The sequence below is a fragment of the Pseudomonas sp. UBA1879 genome, from assembly GCF_002338065.1.
Taxonomy (GTDB): Bacteria; Pseudomonadota; Gammaproteobacteria; order Pseudomonadales; family Pseudomonadaceae; genus Aquipseudomonas.
The window spans coordinates 41,499-59,288 of record NZ_DDHJ01000016.1 but is presented as its reverse complement, the minus strand read 5'-3'; the positions used below and the strand labels follow the sequence as shown (position 1 = coordinate 59,288).

Annotated in this window: 18 protein-coding genes; 10 read left to right on the top strand and 8 right to left on the bottom strand. The window is 59.8% G+C overall.

What is annotated here, in order from left to right; all coding sequences use genetic code 11:
- Positions 1-82: 82 nt before the first annotated feature.
- A complete protein-coding gene (locus tag B3N48_RS18660) occupies positions 83-727 on the bottom strand; it encodes a hypothetical protein (RefSeq protein ID WP_296186280.1) in 645 nt (214 codons plus the stop codon).
- A gap of 48 nt (positions 728-775) precedes the next feature.
- On the opposite strand from B3N48_RS18660, the gene B3N48_RS18655 reads away from it, so the two are divergent.
- The 4 genes from B3N48_RS18655 to ggt all read left to right on the top strand — a co-directional run bounded on the left by B3N48_RS18655 (position 776) and on the right by ggt (position 4,510).
- Positions 776-1,696 (top strand): glycosyltransferase family 61 protein, encoded by a 921-nt coding sequence (locus B3N48_RS18655; protein WP_296186278.1) that lies wholly within the window; start codon positions 776-778, stop codon positions 1,694-1,696.
- Between the two features lie 159 nt (positions 1,697-1,855).
- Positions 1,856-2,341 carry a pantetheine-phosphate adenylyltransferase gene (gene coaD / locus B3N48_RS18650; protein ID WP_296186276.1) on the top strand — a complete coding sequence of 162 codons (486 nt, stop codon included), beginning with the start codon at positions 1,856-1,858 and terminating at the stop codon, positions 2,339-2,341.
- A 91-nt stretch (positions 2,342-2,432) separates the two neighbouring features.
- Complete coding sequence (locus tag B3N48_RS18645; protein ID WP_074752410.1) at positions 2,433-2,684, top strand: YfhL family 4Fe-4S dicluster ferredoxin; 252 nt, start codon at positions 2,433-2,435, stop codon at positions 2,682-2,684.
- Positions 2,685-2,767: 83 nt separating this feature from the next.
- On the top strand, positions 2,768-4,510 hold the full coding sequence (gene ggt, locus B3N48_RS18640; protein WP_296186273.1) for a gamma-glutamyltransferase: 1,743 nt from the start codon (positions 2,768-2,770) through the stop codon (positions 4,508-4,510).
- Here ggt and B3N48_RS18635 read toward each other — a convergent pair.
- The 3 genes from B3N48_RS18635 to B3N48_RS18625 form a co-directional block, all read right to left on the bottom strand.
- Positions 4,492-4,830 (bottom strand): multidrug transporter, encoded by a 339-nt coding sequence (locus tag B3N48_RS18635; RefSeq protein ID WP_296186271.1) that lies wholly within the window; start codon positions 4,828-4,830, stop codon positions 4,492-4,494. The genes ggt and B3N48_RS18635 overlap by 19 nt on opposite strands.
- Positions 4,831-5,028: 198 nt before the next feature.
- Positions 5,029-5,841, bottom strand: a complete 813-nt coding sequence (mutM, locus tag B3N48_RS18630) for a bifunctional DNA-formamidopyrimidine glycosylase/DNA-(apurinic or apyrimidinic site) lyase (RefSeq protein WP_296186269.1) — start codon at positions 5,839-5,841, stop codon at positions 5,029-5,031.
- Between the two features lie 38 nt (positions 5,842-5,879).
- Positions 5,880-6,692 (bottom strand): HDOD domain-containing protein, encoded by an 813-nt coding sequence (locus B3N48_RS18625; protein ID WP_296186517.1) that lies wholly within the window; start codon positions 6,690-6,692, stop codon positions 5,880-5,882.
- Between the two features lie 210 nt (positions 6,693-6,902).
- Here B3N48_RS18625 and B3N48_RS18620 point away from each other — a divergent pair, with 210 nt between their 5' ends.
- A complete protein-coding gene (locus B3N48_RS18620; protein WP_296186268.1) occupies positions 6,903-8,099 on the top strand; it encodes a class I SAM-dependent rRNA methyltransferase in 1,197 nt (398 codons plus the stop codon).
- Positions 8,100-8,206: 107 nt separating this feature from the next.
- On the opposite strand, the gene B3N48_RS18615 is transcribed toward B3N48_RS18620, so the two are convergent.
- Complete coding sequence (locus tag B3N48_RS18615) at positions 8,207-8,665, bottom strand: REP-associated tyrosine transposase (RefSeq protein WP_296186264.1); 459 nt, start codon at positions 8,663-8,665, stop codon at positions 8,207-8,209.
- A gap of 376 nt (positions 8,666-9,041) precedes the next feature.
- On the opposite strand from B3N48_RS18615, the gene ilvD reads away from it, so the two are divergent.
- Entirely contained in the window at positions 9,042-10,889 is a 1,848-nt protein-coding gene (gene ilvD, locus B3N48_RS18610) for a dihydroxy-acid dehydratase (RefSeq protein ID WP_296186263.1), read from the top strand.
- 193 nt (positions 10,890-11,082) lie between these two features.
- On the top strand, positions 11,083-11,448 hold the full coding sequence (locus B3N48_RS18605; RefSeq protein ID WP_296186261.1) for a hypothetical protein: 366 nt from the start codon (positions 11,083-11,085) through the stop codon (positions 11,446-11,448).
- A 39-nt stretch (positions 11,449-11,487) separates the two neighbouring features.
- On the opposite strand, the gene B3N48_RS18600 is transcribed toward B3N48_RS18605, so the two are convergent.
- Positions 11,488-12,543 (bottom strand): haloacid dehalogenase-like hydrolase, encoded by a 1,056-nt coding sequence (locus B3N48_RS18600; RefSeq protein ID WP_296186260.1) that lies wholly within the window; start codon positions 12,541-12,543, stop codon positions 11,488-11,490.
- Positions 12,544-12,898: 355 nt separating this feature from the next.
- Positions 12,899-13,411, bottom strand: coding sequence for a dihydrofolate reductase (locus B3N48_RS18595; RefSeq protein ID WP_296186259.1), 513 nt, complete (start codon positions 13,409-13,411; stop codon positions 12,899-12,901).
- Positions 13,412-13,594: 183 nt separating this feature from the next.
- Here B3N48_RS18595 and B3N48_RS18590 point away from each other — a divergent pair, with 183 nt between their 5' ends.
- Positions 13,595-14,974 (top strand): DUF2868 domain-containing protein, encoded by a 1,380-nt coding sequence (locus B3N48_RS18590; RefSeq protein ID WP_296186257.1) that lies wholly within the window; start codon positions 13,595-13,597, stop codon positions 14,972-14,974.
- Positions 14,967-16,352 carry a GTPase/DUF3482 domain-containing protein gene (locus B3N48_RS18585; protein WP_296186254.1) on the top strand — a complete coding sequence of 462 codons (1,386 nt, stop codon included), beginning with the start codon at positions 14,967-14,969 and terminating at the stop codon, positions 16,350-16,352. The genes B3N48_RS18590 and B3N48_RS18585 overlap by 8 nt, the downstream gene beginning before the upstream one ends.
- Before the next feature lie 151 nt (positions 16,353-16,503).
- On the opposite strand, the gene B3N48_RS18580 is transcribed toward B3N48_RS18585, so the two are convergent.
- Positions 16,504-17,073: a phosphonate degradation HD-domain oxygenase gene (locus tag B3N48_RS18580; RefSeq protein WP_296186252.1), complete on the bottom strand. Its 570-nt coding sequence runs from the start codon at positions 17,071-17,073 to the stop codon at positions 16,504-16,506.
- Between the two features lie 174 nt (positions 17,074-17,247).
- On the opposite strand from B3N48_RS18580, the gene B3N48_RS18575 reads away from it, so the two are divergent.
- The gene (locus B3N48_RS18575) at positions 17,248-17,703 is read left to right on the top strand and encodes a YkgJ family cysteine cluster protein (RefSeq protein ID WP_296186251.1); all 456 of its coding nucleotides are present in this window, start codon (positions 17,248-17,250) and stop codon (positions 17,701-17,703) included.
- The last annotated feature ends 87 nt before the right edge of the window (positions 17,704-17,790 follow it).

The following is a 17,790-nucleotide window of genomic DNA, read 5'->3' as shown; positions in this document are numbered from 1 at the left end:
CCAGACGACAACCGGCGCTCCTATTTTGACGCCAACAAACTTGCGCATGCGTGAACTTGACAAGTTGTCAGGCCGTTGCACACTACGCCCACGCCAACTCCGGGCGGTCGTTATTATCGGGTGAAGTATGGCGACGTGGTTCAAGCAAAAAGCGCGCATTCTGATTTTTGGAACAGGTGCGGGTGGCGTCAATTTCTACAAGACCTGCCGGGGACGTTTCCAGGTCCAAGGTTTCGTCGATAACAATGTGCAGAAACAGGGCCAGCACCTGTTTGGCAAACTTATCTACGCACCCCGCGAATTGGTGAATCTGGATTTTGATACCGTCATCATCGCCAGCGACTACCACGCCGAGATTTATCCGCAGTTGCTGGCCTTGGGCATTTGCGAAACCAAAATCGACATCTTTCACCATCAATTTCGTCAGCAGACTTCCGCTGCTCAACGATTGCGCAGCCGACTGTGGGGACAAGTCCAGGAATTGATCTGCTGGCGCGAAGGGTGGATCTCCGATTTGGCGTTCGCTTTGTTTTCCCGGAGTAACTCGGGGCAGCGACGCACGCTCAAGCGCCTGCGCTTGCAGTGGCTCGACCAAACCGATGAATTCAAGGCCCACGTGTTTCGCCCTGCACTCGCTGGCGTAGTTCAGGGGCCGCGCTTCATCGGGCAAAACATTCAGCCCACGCCAATCACTTTCCCGGAAGTCGCGCTGCATCGCCTGCGTCAAGGTCAGGTCGGCTCCGTTTCCCGTTCAGCCGTTCTGCCCGACGGACGCGTGGTCATCGAACGCATCACCACGGTCAAACCGCGCAATGCCGACTACAGCGTGGCCCATGTCGTGTACCACGGCAAAGAGCTGGCGTTAGTGCGCGTTGACGAGCCTGAGCTCATTGAAAAAGGCATCTTGGTCAACGGCTGCAGTGAAACGAACTACTACCACTGGGTGCTGGAAATTCTGTCGCAGTTGCAGTTCGTGGCTGAATTGCCAGAACAGTACGCGGGTTATCCTGTTCTGATTTCAAAACACAGTCAGACCATTCCATCGATTCGGGCATTGATCGAGAGTATCGGCATCGATAGACCTTTTGTTTATCTCGATACTCTGCCCACGTATAAAGTCGACGATTTGCTGTTTATCACTGCGCCCAACAATATGATTCCCAACTTCAAGAACTCGGTCGGGAACCTCACAAACAGCAACTTCGCGCGGCCTGAATCCGTTGAATTCTTGCGTCAGCATGCAATGAGCCTGACGCAAGACATTGACGCGACAACGCTGCCGAAACGCGTCTTTCTGGCCCGTAAAGGTTTTCTGCGACGTTACAACCAGGCTGAAGTCATCAACCTGCTCCAGCCCTACGGCTTTGTCAGCGTTGCCATGGAAGAACTGGACGTCAGCCAGCAGGTGGCGCTCATGGCCAATGCCGAGGTCATCATCGGCCCGACCGGCGCTGCGTGGACCAATATCATGTTTGCGTCAAAAGGGGCGCAGGCGCTGTGTTGGATGGCCGAGGAATACGGCGATCTGTCCTGTTTCTCGAATCTGGCGACCATTGTTGGCGTAGACATGGAATTCATCACCTACCCTACCGGCGCTCACGACTCCCGCGAACTGTATTACAAGGGCTACCACCTCGACGTCGGCCAGGTGAAGGCGTGGCTCGAACGCCATCTGCCGGAAGGGCCGGGAAGATAAGCGCCTACAACACCAAGGCGTTAACAGCCGTTGTGACCGCCGATAGCTCAGTGGGCGACGCCAAAGGTCTGCGTAAAGCAGGCCGCCGCCCACGACTTGGCCGCCCTGCCGCGCTGCGATACCATCCGAGTCCCTTCGGACTCCGACCAGGACGATGCGATGAACCGAGTGTTGTACCCAGGCACCTTCGACCCGATCACCAAAGGTCATGGCGATCTGGTCGAGCGCGCTTCGCGCATGTTCGACCAAGTGGTCATTGCCGTAGCCGCCAGCCCCAAGAAAAACCCGTTGTTTTCCCTGGAGCAGCGCGTCGAACTTGCGCGTGAGGCGACCAAACATCTGTCGAACGTCGAAGTCGTGGGCTTTTCGACCCTGCTGGCGCATTTCGCCCAGGAGCAGAACGCCAATATCCTGCTGCGGGGTCTGCGTGCGGTCTCCGACTTCGAATATGAATTCCAGCTCGCCAACATGAACAAGCAACTGGCGCCGGACGTCGAAAGTCTTTTTCTTACGCCGTCCGAACGCTATTCGTTCATTTCATCTACGCTGGTCAGGGAAATCGCGGCGCTGGGTGGGGATATCACCAAATTCGTACACCCGGCCGTCGCCCAGGCGCTCAAGGAGCGGTTTCAGCCGGGATCATGACGCACGCACAGGTGCATACCGGGCGCTAATGCGGCACAATTCGCCGCATTAGTTTTGATATGCCCCGGCGTTGGCCGCGGCTGGAGCTCTCATGTCCCTGATCATCACCGACGATTGCATCAACTGCGACGTCTGCGAACCCGAGTGCCCGAACGAGGCGATTTCACAGGGTGAGGAGATCTACGTGATCAACCCGAACCTGTGCACTGAATGTGTTGGCCACTATGACGAGCCGCAGTGCCAGCAAGTCTGCCCGGTGGATTGCATCCCGCTGGATGAGAATCACGTCGAGAGCAAGGACGAGCTCATGGCCAAATACCAGTTGATTACCAGCAAGGCATAAACGAAGGCATATCCTGTCGGCATACGCGCTTTCGCCGAAGACACTGGCTGTAATGCCTGTAGAACTGAGCGAGCGAGATACGCATGACATCAAAGCTTTCGTGGAAACCCTCCTCGTTTGGCGCCGCACTTTTCCTGTGCGCGCTCTCGGCACAAGGCAGCACCGACCGTCCCGGTCAGGCCGCCATCGCCAGCCCCAACCCCACCGCTACCGCCGCCGGCCAGGAAGTCCTGGTCGATGGCGGTAATGCATTCGACGCCGCCGTTGCCATCAGCGCCACCCTGGCCGTGGTCGAGCCTTACGGTTCGGGACTGGGCGGCGGCGGTTTCTTTCTGCTGCGTCAGGCCGGTGATCCGGTGCAGTACCAGTTTCTCGACGCGCGGGAAAAAGCGCCGCTGAAGTCCAAGCGCAACCTGTTCACCCGCAACGGCGTCGTACAGCCCGACTTGTCCCTGAACGGCCCTCTGGCGGCAGCCATTCCGGGTGTGCCTGCTGCGCTGGTGGAGCTGGCGGAACGCTACGGCCGCCTGCCGCTCAGCGTCTCCATGGCGCCAGCCATTCGCATCGCCTATCGCGGTTTCAAGGTGGACGAGATTTATCGTGAGCGCGCCAGCTGGCGACTCTTCGCGCTGCGGGCCAATAAAGAGAGCGCCCGGCTGTTCCTGCGCAACAACGATGTGCCGGATCTCGGTGAAGTGATCAAGCAACCCGAATTGGCGCAGACGCTCGACCGGCTGGCCGACAAAGGCCGCGCAGGCTTTTACAGCGGTTTGACGGCGCAGGCGATGGTCAATGGCAACCGGGCGGCAGGCGGCATCTGGAATTACCACGATTTCGAAGAGTACGACGTCGTCACCCGGACGCCGCTGCGCTCTCAACTCGCGGACCAGCGCGAATTGATCAGCGCCCCGCCACCGTCATCAGGCGGCGTCGCGCTGGCTCAAAGCCTCTCTATGCTGCAGCAATTGCCGTGGCGCGAATCCGAGAAAGTGCAGCGCGCTCACTACGTCGTTGAAGTGCTGCGTCGCGCTTATCGCGACCGCGCGCTGTTCGGCGATCCTGATTTCGTACCCAATCCGATTGCCCAAGTGCTGGCGCCCGACTACCTGCTCCAGCAGTCCATCAGCATCGATCCGCACAGGGCGACGCCGGACAACGTGTTGCCGCAGACCCCGCGCTGGCGGGAAGGTGACAACACCAGCCATTTCTCGGTGCTCGACGACGAGGGCAACGCCGTGGCTGCGACGCTCTCGCTGAATCTTCCGTTTGGCTCAGCCTTCACGGTGCCCGGCACGGGCGTGATCCTCAATGATGAAATGGACGATTTCGCGGTCGATCCCAAGGGCAGCAATACCTACGGGTTGGTGGGCAGCCAGGCGAACATCATCGAACCTGGCAAACGGCCGCTGTCGAGCATGAGCCCGAGCTTCATCGAGAGTCCGCGCACCTTCACCGCCTTCGGCACGCCTGGCGGCAGCCGGATTCCCAGCATTGTGCTGCTGTCGATGCTGCAGTATCTGGATGAAAAACCCGTCGAGCAGTGGGTGTCGGCGCCGCGCTACCACCACCAATACATGCCGGATGTACTGGAGTATGAGCCGGGTGCGTTTACGGCCGAGGAATTGAATGACCTGCGCGAGCGGGGCTACAAGGTCAAGGAGACCAAGCGCGACTTCGGCAATCAACAAGTGCTGCAGTGGCACAAAAACAGTGCCCGCGTAGAGGCAGCGAGCGACCCGCGCGGCGTGGGGACTTCAGCGGTCTTCAGCCCTGATGCACCGCTGAATCTGGTGCGGACCTGCCTCGATCAGTCGTGTTTGCCGTAGCCGCTGGTAGTGCAGCCCAGGCAGCGGACGAACGCCGCCTTGCCAGGATCGACCACCAGCGCTTTGCCAGTCGCGCCCAGATTCCCGCCTGCTGCGGCGAAGGGCGATGCAACGATGAACAGCGCGGCACCGGCCACGGTGGCCACGATCAGCAACGGACGCGCCACCAGCAAGTCGCCGATCATGGCGTACGCGGGGGGATTCTGAATTTCGTAAACGGGATCACCGCTGCCTGAAGCCTCGACCTGCGCCATCACCGGGGTCATCTGCAAGCCAAAGAACAGGGCCAGTGTGGCAGCGAGAATACGGAACGGGCTCATGGCGTGATCCTTCAGGCACGGCGGGAAAAGTGATGCTGCTCACTATAAACAGGGATTGGGGTTACGCAAGGGGGATCAAACCGCCAGGCTTAAGACTGTAGGAGCGCTTGCCCGCGATTGGGAGGGATCTGTCAGGAAACTCGCCGATGATCCTCTGCGATCGCGGGCAAACGGACCATACCCCTATTTCGTTTCCCTTTACTTCTGACACTTCGGGCAAAACACGCTCGCCCGTTGTCCCAGCTTCACTTCACGCAGGATCGTCCCGCAGACCTTGCACGGCTCTTCGCCTCGGCCATAGGCGAACAGCTCCTGCTGGAAATAACCCGGCTGACCGTCGCCGCCGATGAAGTCACGCAATGTGGTGCCGCCGCGCTCGATGGCAGCAGCCAAAATGCGCTTGATCTCGATCGCCAGCTTTATATAGCGTGCCTTGGAAATGCTCTTGGCCTCACGGCGCGGATCGATGCCTGCCGCAAACAGCGCCTCGGTCGCATAAATATTGCCCACACCGACCACCACCGCGTTGTCCATGATGAACGGCTTGACCGCCATCGACCGCCCCCGCGACAGCTCGAACAGACGCAACCCGTCAAACAGATCGGTCAGCGGCTCAGGCCCCAGGCGAATCAGCAATTCATGATTGTGCGGGTCGAGGCTCCACAGCATTGCGCCGAACCGCCTCGGGTCGGTGTAACGCAGCGCTAGCCCGGATTCCAGCTCGATGTCCACGTGTTCATGCTTGAGCGCCGGCAGGCCCGATTCCACCAGACGCAAATTTCCGGACATCCCCAAATGGCTGATGAGCGTGCCGACTTCGGCCTGAATCAGCAGGTATTTGGCGCGCCGTTCAACTACCACGATCTTTTGGCCGGACAGCCGCACATCCAGATCTTCCGGGATCGGCCAACGCAGACGACGGTCCCGCACGATCACGCGACTGACGCGCTGGCCCTCCAGGTGGGGCGCGATGCCCCGTCGGGTGGTTTCGACTTCAGGTAATTCAGGCATGGGCAGCTCGATGGCAGGCAAGGCACAGGCGCGCGAAATCAGCGCGCGCTCAACTCGCGGATACTTTCTTTGAGGTTTTCGAAGTCGTAGTCGGACAGGCCGACGTAATCCAGGATCAAGTGGCCGATGCTGTGCCACTCATGGTCGACGGCCTGATTGCCCAGCACGCGGTGGGACGAGCAGATGTGTTCGGCCATTTTCAGAATCGCCAGCAGGTTTTTCAGCGGTGCGTTTCGGCCCGACTCATCCTGGAAAATCGCCAGCGCATTGTGATGATTGGCTATGGCATTGCTGACATGTTCAGGCAAGCGCCAGGACTTGGCTGTGAAATAACCAACGACCGCGTGATTCGTCTTGAGTCTCTCGTTTTCCGTGTCGACGACGCGCTGCTCGGGGCCGGCATTCGCATAGGCCTCTTCCAGCACATTCATATAGTCGGGAAAACGCTTCAGCATCAACGGTACGCCACAGTCGTGGAACAGACCTAGTGCGTAGGATTCGTCCACGGTTTGCGAGCCGATACGCTTGGCCAGCGTCAGACTGGTCATCGCCACGTCTTGGGCGGTGTCCCAGAAGCGGTTGAGCACCACGATCGTCTCGTCACTCATTTCGCCCTTGATCGACTGCGCGTTGATCAGGTTGATGACCGAGCGACTGCCCAGCAGATTCACCGCGCGCTGAATCGACGCGATTTTGTTGGTCAGGCCGTAGTGGGCCGAGTTGACGATTTTCAGCAAAGCGCCGGAGAGGCCCGGGTCCTGCGCGATCAACCGGGCGATCACACCCAGATCAGGGTCGGGCATGTACTGCTCCATCTGCAAATCCACCATGATTTGCGGCTGGGGCGGCACGCTGATGCCTTGCAACGCCTGCTGGATCTGCTCGGAAGTAAGCTCTTGGGACATAGGTACACACTCAAAGTCAGGAGGCGATTCTAACCCCTACCGCCCATGCTTCGACAACCGTTGAAAGACGCCCGGGTTCCGACAGACCGCCTGCACTAAATTCACCGCAGCGAGCCTGCGGCGTTATAATCCCGCTCTTTTTTCCGGAGCGACGTCATGTCCCTGCCTAGCTTGCGCCTCAAGCCCAACGCCGACCGTCGCCTTCGCGCGGGTCACCTGTGGGTCTACAGCAACGAAATCGACGTTGCCGCCACCCCGCTCAACGGCTTTGCGCCAGGCGCTCAAGCGATCCTCGAAGCGGCAGGCGGCAAGCCGCTGGGCATTGTCGCCCTGAGCCCGAACAACCTGATCTGCGCGCGCCTGCTGTCCCGCGACGCCAAATTGCCGCTGGACAAGTCGCTGCTGGTGCATCGCTTGAACGTTTGCCTGTCCTTGCGCGAGCGCCTGTTCGACAAGCCGTTCTATCGCCTGGTTTACGGCGACTCCGACTTGCTGCCGGGGCTGGTGGTCGATCGTTTCGGCGACATTTTGGTCGTGCAACTTGCCTCTGCCACCATGGAGCACCATAAAGACGACGTGCTGGCGGCCCTGATTCAGGTGCTCAAACCGAGCGGCATTCTGCTCAAGAACGATTCGGCCGCGCGTGACGCCGAAGGCTTGAACCGCTACGTGGAGACTGCCTTTGGTCTGGTGCCGGAGTGGGTCGCCCTGGAAGAAAACGGCGTGAAATTCGAAGCGCCGGTCATGCAAGGCCAGAAGACCGGCTGGTTCTACGACCACCGCATGAACCGCGCGCGTCTGGCGCCGTACGTCAAAGGCAAGCGCGTGCTGGACCTGTTCAGCTACATCGGCGGCTGGGGTGTGCAAGCCGGTGCGTTCGGTGCCGGTGAAGTGTTCTGCGTCGATGCCTCGGGTTTCGCGCTGGATGGCGTGGAGCGTAATGCGGGCCTGAACGGTTTTGCCGAGAAAGTCACCTGCATCGAAGGCGACGTGTTCGAAGCCCTTAAAGAGCTGAAAGCTGCTGAGGAACGCTTCGACGTGATCGTCGCCGACCCGCCCGCGTTCATCAAACGCAAGAAAGACCTGAAAAACGGTGAAGGCGCCTACCGTCGTCTGAACGAACAGGCCATGCGCCTGCTCAGCAAAGACGGCATCCTGGTCAGCGCGTCGTGCTCAATGCACCTGCCGGAAGACGACCTGCAGAACATCCTGCTGACCAGCGCCCGCCACCTCGACCGCAACATTCAGCTGCTGGAACGCGGCGGCCAGGGCCCGGACCACCCGGTACACCCGGCGATTCCGGAAACGCGCTACATCAAGAGCATCACCTGCCGGTTGTTGCCGAATAGTTGATTGAGCAGCGTTTGACATGACGCTATCGCGAGCAAAGTGCAGCGCTACTCCGATCCCTACAGGGTTAGTGCAGGACATGTAGGAGTGAGCTTGCTCGCGATTCGCTCTCACAGCCACACCGCATCCCAAAGCGGATAATCGCCTAGCTTTTCCACCAGTCCGGCACGCAGCGGATTAGCAACAACATACCTCGCCATCTTCACGAGATCGTCTTCGCGTCGAAGGGCACGGTCATGAAAACCTCTTTGCCAAAGTTGCTGATGTTGGCCCCGAGCGCGGTTGACCGTGCGAGCACTGCAAGACTTGATTCGTTGAACGAGCGGCGTTAGCTGGCTGTCCTTCAATTCGAATAGCCAGTGAATATGGTCGGGCATCACGACCCAAGCCAAAGAGTTTACGGCTCCGGATTCGTGAGCCACGCGCAGTTCGTTTACAACCAACCGTCCTAAACGCCAATCGTTGAATACAGGGTTACGGTGTTGAGTGACCGAGGTGATGAGGTAGATTCTTCCTGATTCAGAGTAGCGACCACTGCGTAAAGATTTATAACGTGGGAGGTTAGACATTCTTTCAACTCAGCCGAAATCATCTGAGTCAGGTTAGGAGGAGCCCATTACCCCCTCCCAGATTTGAAAGTCAGAATGTGTCTGTTGGAATGCCATCGCGAGCAAGCTCACTCCTACAGGGTTACCGCAGGACAAGTAAGAGTGAGCTTGCTCGCGATGCTTCGATCCCAACCATTCCCTCCCGCCCCCACAGGTGTAGAATCACCGCTATTCATCGCCAATCATCCCCCGGCGGGTTTATGAGCTCCGGTCGAGCGTGCAGTGATCCTGTGACGTCACCGACCTTATCCGTAACGGTAGCGACCTGTCGCCGTTGCAATGGACCACGAGAAGCTCACTCCCTTACTGAATCTGATTAGCCGCCCGGAGTGCTCCAATGCCTGATTACCGCTCGAAAACGTCTACCCACGGCCGCAACATGGCCGGCGCGCGTGCCTTGTGGCGTGCCACGGGGATGAAAGACGAAGACTTCAAGAAACCGATCATCGCCATCGCCAACTCCTTCACCCAATTTGTTCCGGGTCACGTGCACTTGAAAGACCTGGGCCAACTGGTTGCCCGCGAGATCGAAAAAGCGGGTGGTGTGGCCAAGGAATTCAACACCATCGCGGTCGACGACGGCATCGCCATGGGGCACGACGGCATGCTGTATTCGCTGCCGAGCCGCGAGGTCATCGCCGACTCTGTCGAGTACATGGTCAACGCTCACTGCGCCGACGCCATTGTCTGCATCTCCAACTGCGACAAGATCACTCCCGGCATGCTGATGGCCGCCCTGCGCCTGAACATCCCGGTGATCTTCGTTTCTGGCGGCCCGATGGAAGCCGGCAAGACCAAACTGGCCAGCCACGGGCTTGATCTGGTCGACGCCATGGTCATCGCCGCTGACTCCAGCGCTTCCGACGAAAAAGTCGCCGAATACGAGCGCAGTGCCTGCCCAACCTGCGGTTCGTGCTCTGGCATGTTCACCGCCAACTCGATGAACTGCCTGACCGAAGCCCTGGGCCTTGCGCTGCCCGGCAACGGTTCGACCTTGGCCACCCACAGCGACCGCGAGCAATTATTCCTGCAAGCGGGCCGCACCATCGTCGAGCTGTGCAAAACCTACTACCGCGACAACGATGATTCGGTGCTGCCGCGCAACATCGCCAACTTCAAGGCATTCGAAAACGCGATGACCCTGGACATCGCCATGGGTGGCTCGACCAATACCATCCTGCACTTGCTGGCGGCCGCTCAGGAAGCCGAAGTCGCGTTCGACCTGCGTGACATTGATCGCCTGTCGCGCAAAGTCCCGCAGCTGTGCAAAGTCGCGCCGAACATTCAGAAGTACCACATGGAAGACGTGCACCGCGCAGGCGGGATCTTCAGCATCCTCGGTTCGCTGGCCCGTGGCGGCCTGCTGCATACCGACCTGCCGACCGTGCATTCCAAGTCGATGGAAGAAGCCATCGCCAAGTGGGACATCACCCAGACCGACGACGAAGCGGTTCATCACTTCTTCAAAGCAGGCCCGGCCGGCATTCCGACGCAAACGGCGTTCAGTCAGTCGACCCGCTGGGACACCCTGGACGACGACCGCGAGAACGGCTGCATCCGTAGCGTCGAGCACGCGTACTCGCAAGAAGGCGGCCTGGCCGTGCTCTACGGCAACATCGCGCTGGACGGTTGTGTGGTGAAAACCGCAGGGGTGGATGAGTCGATCCATGTGTTCGAAGGCAACGCGAAGATCTTCGAAAGCCAAGACAGCGCGGTGCGCGGCATCCTCGCAGACGAAGTGAAGGCCGGCGATATCGTGATCATCCGCTACGAAGGCCCCAAAGGAGGCCCGGGCATGCAGGAAATGCTCTACCCGACCTCGTACCTGAAATCCAAAGGCCTGGGCAAAGCCTGTGCACTGCTGACCGATGGCCGTTTCTCGGGGGGCACTTCCGGTCTGTCCATCGGCCACGCTTCGCCGGAAGCCGCAGCGGGCGGCGCGATCGGTCTGGTGCGTGATGGCGACAAAGTGCTAATCGACATTCCGAACCGCTCGATCAATCTGTTGATCGACGACGCGGAAATGGCCGAGCGCCGTGCCGAACAGGACAAGAAAGGCTGGAAGCCGGTCGAAACCCGTCCGCGTAAAGTGACCACCGCCCTGAAGGCCTACGCCCTGCTGGCGACCAGCGCCGACAAAGGCGCCGTGCGTGACAAGGCGCTGCTGGACAAGCTGGTGCCGTGATCGACACTTGAGGCCCAGATAAAACGCCCCGCTCATCGGGGCGTTTTTTTTTGCCGTGACGAACAGGGCGTCGTATGCACACTGTCATTTCTGACAGGTGTTTACTTTGCGCCAAAGGTCTACAGTCGATGGGGAATCAGGCGCTGAAGATCCGATCTTTGATACGTGGTCATCAACTGTTAAGGAAAACACGATGAAAACCAGACTGATGCTCTTTGTAACAATCTCAAGTATTTGCTTCGCAGCCTATGCGTTAACGCCGTCCGACGCCCAACAGCCCTCTGCTCCGAGCGAGGGCACTGTAAGCGGCGGTCAAGCGTCCACGACACAGGAATCAGATACGGCGGTAGAAGTGCGTAACAACAACGCCTCCACGATCTTCGTCATACAGAAGGGTGTGAAACAGGAGGTCGCCTCCAAGGCGACTTATCTCATCAATGACGCCACCACTTTCCCCCTGAGTATCACTCCTACGAGCGGCAATCCAGCGATCAAATACGTGACACTCGCCAGAAAGGGAGGCGCATGCAAATTCGCCACGTGTCTTGTAGTGCAGTGATGGAAAGCCCAGCAGTCATGCTGGGCTTCGTTTTCTTGATTATTGAATCTCATCCGGCTTGACGATCACCCAGTTCTTGTCCGCCGTCACCGGCAGCCCTTCTTTCGCCTGAGCTTCGGCATTGGTCTTCATCATGCCGTTGAGCTGGGTCATGTATTTGTCTTTGCGGTTGACCCACAGGTGCACGCCGCCTTTGGCGACATCGACGCTGTGAAACAGCATGTAGCCATCGCTGCTCGGCGTATCGCCGCCCACCAACACCGGTTTTTTCCATTGATCAATGTAAGTCAGGATCGCCGCCTGCTTGCCCGCCATCCAGGTCGCCGGGGTCCACAGGTAGGGGGTCAGCTCAAGATTGAGGTTGGCTTTCTCGTCGTATTTGCCGGCCGCGATCTGCTTGCGCGCGGTGGTCAACTCGCCGGTTTCACGGTTTTTCAGCAGCGTGGTCACACCAATGACGTTCTGCGGTTTAACGTTGTAGCCGTACTTCGGATCGGACGCGACCATGCGTACCAGCTCTTCGGAGGCGGCGGTCATTACGTAAACCTCAATGCCGTTCTCCATCAGTTTGTTGTACAGCTCAGCCTGGCCCGTGAAGACTTTCGGTGGCTGCACGTCGAGGGTCTTGATCACATCGCCCTCGTAATAGGTGCTCGGTACCGCCTTGCCCGAGGCCATCAGCTCATCGACGTAGCCTTTGAGCTCTTTGAGGGTGAAGCCGGAGAACACCTGCGCGACCCACGGGTAGCAGACCATGTCGTCGATTTCGCAGAGGCGGTAGTAATAGCTGAACAGGCTTTCCTTATGGTCGGCGGTGTCCTTGAACGGGATCAGCTTGAGGGAAGGGTCGAGCTTTTCGCGAGTCAGCACGCCCTTGTTTTCCAGATAGGGCAGCAGTGATTCTTCGAGGTCGTAGCGGTAGCTGGTGTTGTCCATGTCGAAAACCGCGAAGTTACCTTTGTTGGCATTCGCCGCGATCATGGCGTTCAGCTGCTTGGCCGCAGGCTCGGGCCAGTGTTTCAACTCCGTGGAAAAAGCCTGACCCGCCAGGCCGAGACAGAGCGCAGCGGCTAACAGTTTTGGTACGAGCTTCATAACGGTGTCCTCCCCTTTATAAATTCGAGGCTGGACCGTAACAAAAAGTGGTGACTGTTTTAATGCGTCAGCGACCGTGCGCGTTCTGATGGCGTCATGTTCATTGCCGATCGCGACAGATGACGTAAAAGCGACATATTCGTGACAACTTGCAGCGGTCGTTGGCAGACGATTGTAGGAGCGCGGCTTGTCCCGCGATCTGTTGCTCAGCAACAGTAAACCCTGCTGATGCGATCATCCTGACACGCTGCAAACGCTGTGTTTTGCTGCCGGTGCCCGGCAGATCGCGGGACAAGCCACGCTCCTACAGTTGATCGCGCTTCAATGTAGGAGTGAGCTTGCTCGCGATTGCTGTTTAACGGCGCTCCCACACCTCAAAGCTGTACGCAGGCTTGTCATCCACTGGCGGGTTGTCCACATTGGAAACCAGCGCCCACTCGGCTTCATCAAACTCCGGAAACCACGCATCGCCTTCGGGCCTGAGCGCCACGCGGGTCAGGTACAGACGATCCGCCTGCTCTAGCCCTTGCGCATACAGCTGCGCGCCGCCGATCAGCATCACCTCGCTGACACCCTGCTCGGCGGCCCAAGCCTCGGCGCGTTCAACTGCGGCGTCCAGCGAAGTGAACACTTCGGCGCCCTCCAGTTGAAGGTCTGTTTGGCGCGTAACGACCAGATTCAACCGCCCTGGCAGCGGGCGACCCAGCGAATCCCAGGTCTTGCGACCCATGATGATCGGCTTGCCCAGTGTGGTGGCCTTGAAATATTTGAAATCCCCCGGCAAATGCCAGGGCATGGAATTGTCGACGCCGATGACCCGGTTTTCACCGAGCGCGGCAATCAGGCTGAGGGGGAGATGTTTTTTCATGGCGGCGAGGATAGCAGTCCCTCTGCACACACGCATGCGGGTAAGAACGTCTGCACAAACGACGACCCATTCCAGGCGTGAGCTTGCTCACGATAACGATTGTCCAATCGTCACGACTGCTTGACTGCATCATTCCAGCAACAGCGGTTATGCTCACTTCTGATTTTACCAATGAGACGCCGTGTGACTGCACTGACCCCACTCGATGAACTCTGGCTGACCGAAGCCGTTCGCCTGCGCGAGCAACACGCGGGCCCGCTCGACGATGACGAAGCCAGCCGCCGCGCCCGCGCCACAGCGGGCGACTTACTCACGCGCATCAGACACCGTGCCCTGTGGCTGGCCGAGCGCGATGGCATGCTCGCAGCGCTGCGTCACTGGAAACAGGGCGCGCGGCTGTCGCTGATCCTGCTGGCGATATTCGCGGTCATCAGCGGCGCCGGACTGGCCTTTGCCGCGCTGGGCGACGGGCAGACCCCTGTCAATGTGTTCTGGGCGGTGGGCAGCCTGCTCGGGCTTAATCTGATTTTATTGATCAGTTGGGCGCTGGGCCTGCTATTCGCGGGAGACAGCGCAGCCAGCCTGGGACGCGTGTGGTGGTGGCTCAGTGAAAAGCTCGCGCGCGATGCCCAAGCCGCGCAGCTCGCACCGGCGTTGATTCTGCTGTTGCAACGCAAGCGCCTCAACCGCTGGCTGCTCGGCGCCTGCGTCAATGGGCTGTGGCTGCTGGCGCTGCTCAGTGCTCTGGTGCTGCTCCTGCTGCTGATGGCGACCCGCCGCTACGGATTCGTTTGGGAAACCACGATTCTGGGCAGCGACACCTTCGTCAGTCTGACCCGAGGCCTCGGGATGTTGCCATCGCTGCTGGGATTCTCTGTGCCGACCGAAGCCATGATTCGCGCCAGCGGCGATAGCGCATCGGTGATCGAAAACGCCCGACAGGCTTGGGCCGCATGGCTGGTGGGCGTGCTGGTGGTGTATGGCATTATTCCGCGGCTGTTGCTGGCGCTTTTCTGCTACGGACGCTGGCGCGCTGGACGCAAGCATTTGACGCTGGACCTGAGCGAGCCCGGCTTCGTTGAACTGCGCGAACGCCTCATGCCGAGCAGCGAGCGACTGGGTATCAACGACGCAGCGCCCGCCGAGCTGCACACTGTGCAAACCGGCCCTTCGGCGCGTGATACCGAGGGTGCGCTGCTGGTCGCGATCGAGCTGGACGATCAACGTCCGTGGCCGCCGCCCTTGCCGGCAAGCGTTGCCAACGCTGGCATTCTCGACAGCCGCGAATCGCGCCGCACCCTGCTCGATCAACTGACCCGCTACCCCCCTGCTCGCCTTGCGATTGCCTGCGACCCCCGTCGCTCGCCAGATCGCGGCAGCCTGGCACTGATTGCAGAACTGGCCCGATGCGCAACAGCGACGAGACTGTGGCTGCTGCCCGCGCCCCACGGCGAAACGCTGGACCCCGATCGGCTGAGCGACTGGCACGTCGCGTTGCGACAACTGGACCTGATAGGGACCGACAGCACGCCCGTGAACTGGCTGGAGACCGGACATGACTGAACCATCAGCGGTGCGCCCTTTGAAACTGGCCGTCGTCGGGCACACCAACGTCGGCAAGACCTCGCTGCTGCGGACCCTGACCCGCGACGTCGGTTTCGGCGAGGTGTCCCATCGCCCCAGCACCACGCGCCACGTCGAAGGTGCACGGTTGTCGGTGGACGGCCAAGCGCTGTTAGAGCTGTACGACACCCCCGGCCTGGAAGACGCTATCGCCCTCCTCGAATTTCTGGAACGTCTGGATCGCCCCGGCGAACGCCTCGACGGTCCGGCGCGGCTGACCCGCTTCCTCGACGGCAGCGAAGCCCGACAGCGCTTCGAGCAGGAAGCCAAGGTGCTGCGCCAGTTGCTGACGTCAGATGCCGGGCTTTATGTGATCGACGCACGGGAGCCCGTGCTCGCCAAATATCGCGACGAATTGGCCGTCCTTGCCAGCTGTGGAAAACCGCTGCTGCCAGTGCTGAATTTTGTCAGCAGTGCGCAGCATCGCGAGCCAGAGTGGCGCGACGCTCTGGCTCGCCTGGGCTTGCATGCACTGGTGCGCTTCGACAGCGTGGCGCCGCCGGAAGACGGTGAGCGGCGGCTGTATGAAAGCCTGGCGCTGCTGCTGGAAAACGCACGCCCGCAGCTGGAACGGTTGATCCTTGATCAACAGGCGCAGCGCGATGTGCGTCGGCACAGTGCGGCGCGGCTGATCGCCGAGCTATTGATCGATTGCGCGGCCTGTCGACGCAGCGTCGCGACAGACGCTGAGCAGGTGCGGGCTGCCATCGATGATTTACGCAGAGCCGTGCGCCAGCGCGAGCAACGCTGTGTCGAGGCGCTGCTCAAGCTCTATGCCTTTCGCCGCGATGATGCTTCGGCTAGTGACTTGCCATTGCTTGACGGTCGCTGGGGCGACGATCTGTTCAATCCGGAAACGCTGAAACTGCTGGGGGTGCGCGTCGGCAGCGGCATTGCAGCCGGCGCAGCAGCCGGTGCAGGCGTTGATTTGCTGGTCGGCGGTATCACTTTAGGCGCTGCGGCTTTGGTGGGTGCAATCGCTGGCGGCGCGTTGCAGACAGCGCGCAGTTACGGCGGGCGCCTGCTCGGCAAGCTCAAGGGGCAGCGCGAGCTGACTGCGGACGACGCGGTGCTGCGACTGCTGGCCCTGCGCCAACGGCAATTGCTGTTGGCGCTTGAGGCTCGGGGCCATGCGGCGATGGACAGCATCAAGCTGGATACACCGCAGGACAAATCCTGGCGCGAAGGCAAACTGCCGGACGCGCTGCGCAAAGCGCGAGCCCATCCGCAATGGTCGTCGCTGAACCCACACGCGAAGCTGAATCATGCCGAGCGGCAGGAGCAGATTGAGGGGTTGGCGCAGGCGATCTTGCCGTAAACCAACCTTGTGGAGGTGAGTTTGCTCACGAAGAGGTCGGCCGAGCCGCATGTGCAGCGGGTTTGAATCAGCCTTCGTGAGCAAGCTCAACCCCACAGTGGATCGAATCCGCCAGCAATATCACAGCATCGGCCGGGATGTTTACTGCGGATCAGGTCGGAGCAGACAAGAGTGACAGCGCCTTTTCCTTCAGGATGCTCAGATCAATCACCGGCACATTCATCTCTTTCGCCATTTCGTCCCACTGACGCATGCGCAGGCTCACACCACACAACGGGTCTTGCTCGAACGTACTCGCTTGCGCTTCGCTCATCACGCCACCCTGATACTCCAACGTGCGGCGGCTCGCCTCGCTGAGCTGGGCGTAATAGCCGGGTTGGCGCAGAGTCAGGTAGCGCTTGGCCTGGACATGGTATTCAACCAATTTGGCGACGCGTTCGCTGAACCCGCATTGACGCAAATAATCGGCGCCGACCCGCTCGTGACTGGCCACGCCATAACCGCCCATGCTCGCGACATCCAACGCGTGATTGCAGAGATGGCCGATGTCGTGGAAGAACGCTGCGAGTACCACTTCGTCGTCATACCCCTCGCGCAACGCCAATTGCGCGGATTGGGACATATGTTCGATCTGCGACACCGGTTCGCCGATGTAATCGTCGCTGCCGCGTTGCAGGTACAGTTCAAAAACCTCGTTGACCACGTGCTGCGCCTGTTGCATGAATTCCCCTCGGTTCAGCTTCGTTCACTGGATCACTCACGCTACGCCCGCTCTGTTGCCAACTCATGGCAGCGGCGTAACGTTTGCCGACAGTCGCCTCGATCAAATTGCGATAGGGGAAATGCACGTGGCCCGGTATGATCGCGCGCCCGATACACCCGGAAGTCCACGCTCATGAAGCCCACTTTGATCGCCGCCGCCGAAATCGACCGTCTCGAGACCTGGCAGAAATATTCCAGCCACATGTGTGGAGGCTGTGTGTCCAGTTGCTGCACGCTGCCTGTGGAAGCGAAGATCAAGGACCTGATCCGCATCGGCATCGTGGACGAATTCGAGCAGGGCGATAACCCGAAAAACATTGCCAAGCGTTTGCAGAAGGAAGGCGTTGTCGAGCGCTTCAACCAGAAATCGGGGATCTTCACGCTGCAGCGCATGAGCAACAACGACTGCCTGTATCTGGACCGCAAAAGCCGCTTGTGCACGATCTACGACAAACGCCCCGACACGTGCCGAAACCACCCTAAAATCGGCCCCCGCCCGGGTTATTGCGCGTACAAGCCGAAAGAAGTGGTACGTGAAAGCAGCGGCACGCTGAACTCGAACTCTGGCCGGGTGCCGTTGAAGTTCTGACAGAGCAACTCGGACCATTGTGGGAGCCGGCCTGCTGACGAAGCCGTTGGGCCAGGTACTCAGGACTCGGCTGACACCCCGCATTCG

What these genes read in the sequence shown, in the direction of transcription:
- B3N48_RS18635 (WP_296186271.1), bottom strand. Translation starts at nt 4,830, where the DNA reads ATGAGCCCGTTCCGTATTCTCGCTGCCACACTGGCCCTGTTCTTTGGC.
- B3N48_RS18615 (WP_296186264.1), bottom strand. Translation starts at nt 8,665, where the DNA reads ATGTCTAACCTCCCACGTTATAAATCTTTACGCAGTGGTCGCTACTCT.
- B3N48_RS18580 (WP_296186252.1), bottom strand. Translation starts at nt 17,073, where the DNA reads ATGCAACAGGCGCAGCACGTGGTCAACGAGGTTTTTGAACTGTACCTG.
- B3N48_RS18575 (WP_296186251.1), top strand. Translation starts at nt 17,248, where the DNA reads ATGAAGCCCACTTTGATCGCCGCCGCCGAAATCGACCGTCTCGAGACC.
- B3N48_RS18605 (WP_296186261.1), top strand. Translation starts at nt 11,083, where the DNA reads ATGAAAACCAGACTGATGCTCTTTGTAACAATCTCAAGTATTTGCTTC.
- B3N48_RS18620 (WP_296186268.1), top strand. Translation starts at nt 6,903, where the DNA reads ATGTCCCTGCCTAGCTTGCGCCTCAAGCCCAACGCCGACCGTCGCCTT.
- ilvD (WP_296186263.1), top strand. Translation starts at nt 9,042, where the DNA reads ATGCCTGATTACCGCTCGAAAACGTCTACCCACGGCCGCAACATGGCC.
- ggt (WP_296186273.1), top strand. Translation starts at nt 2,768, where the DNA reads ATGACATCAAAGCTTTCGTGGAAACCCTCCTCGTTTGGCGCCGCACTT.
- coaD (WP_296186276.1), top strand. Translation starts at nt 1,856, where the DNA reads ATGAACCGAGTGTTGTACCCAGGCACCTTCGACCCGATCACCAAAGGT.
- mutM (WP_296186269.1), bottom strand. Translation starts at nt 5,841, where the DNA reads ATGCCTGAATTACCTGAAGTCGAAACCACCCGACGGGGCATCGCGCCC.
- B3N48_RS18595 (WP_296186259.1), bottom strand. Translation starts at nt 13,411, where the DNA reads ATGAAAAAACATCTCCCCCTCAGCCTGATTGCCGCGCTCGGTGAAAAC.
- B3N48_RS18585 (WP_296186254.1), top strand. Translation starts at nt 14,967, where the DNA reads ATGACTGAACCATCAGCGGTGCGCCCTTTGAAACTGGCCGTCGTCGGG.
- B3N48_RS18600 (WP_296186260.1), bottom strand. Translation starts at nt 12,543, where the DNA reads ATGAAGCTCGTACCAAAACTGTTAGCCGCTGCGCTCTGTCTCGGCCTG.
- B3N48_RS18645 (WP_074752410.1), top strand. Translation starts at nt 2,433, where the DNA reads ATGTCCCTGATCATCACCGACGATTGCATCAACTGCGACGTCTGCGAA.